The 823-nt window shown below is 74.7% G+C and carries 2 pseudogenes; both read left to right on the plus strand.

Annotated features, from left to right (window positions below):
• Positions 1-526: pseudogene (locus F3J14_RS35140) on the plus strand (branched-chain amino acid ABC transporter permease); the annotation flags it as partial.
• Positions 519-823, plus strand: a pseudogene (locus F3J14_RS35145) (branched-chain amino acid ABC transporter permease); the annotation flags it as partial. The pseudogenes F3J14_RS35140 and F3J14_RS35145, both read left to right, overlap by 8 nt.

An 823-nucleotide genomic window follows, 5' to 3' on the forward strand; every position in this document is an offset into this window, starting at 1 on the left:
GCCGCGCTACCGGCTCTTCATGATGGCGATGTCCATGGCGATGCTGGTTGCGCTCGGCGCGCTGCTGCGCGCGTCGCGCATCGGGCTCGTCGTGCGCGCCGCGCTCACGCACCGCGCGGCCGTCGAGGCGCTCGGCTACGACGTGCCGCGCGTGATGACGGGCCTGTTCGGCGCGGGCACCGCGCTCGCGGCGCTGGCCGGCGTGATCGGCGCGCCGCTCGCGGTGATCGAACCGGTGCTGGCCGAGACGGTCGGGTCGGTGGTGTTCGCGGTGGTCGTGATCGGCGGGCTCGGTTCGCTCGGCGGCGCGTTCGTCGCGTCGCTCGCGGTCGGCTTCGCGCAGACCTTCGCGGCGTCCAGCGACACGTCGCTGCGCGACCTCGCGCAATGGGCGGGCGTCGCGCTGCCCGACAGCGTCGCGGCCGTGTCGATCGCGCAGCTCGCCCCGCTGGTTCCGTACCTGCTGCTCGTCGCGGTGCTGGTCGCCCGTCCGCGCGGATTGTTCGGCGAGCGTGTCGATGGATAGCCGCGCGCGGGCCGGCGCGCTGCGCTGGGTGCTGTTCGCCGCGTGCGTCGCGCTGCCCGCGTGGCTGTGGCCGCATGGCGCGGTGCTCGGCTATCTCGCGCAGACGGCCGCGCTCGTCGTGCTCGCGCTGTCGTACAACCTGCAGCTCGGCACGACGGGGCTGCTGTCGTTCGGTCATGCCGCGTTCGCGGGCCTCGGCGCCTTCGCCGCCGCGCACTGGTTCAATCATGTCGGCGGCCCGCTGCCGCTGCTGCCGCTCGTCGGCGGCGTGGCGGGCGCCGGCTTCGGGTTCATGGC

The organism is Burkholderia sp. Tr-862 (assembly GCF_011753085.1).
GTDB lineage: Bacteria > Pseudomonadota > Gammaproteobacteria > Burkholderiales > Burkholderiaceae > Burkholderia > Burkholderia ambifaria.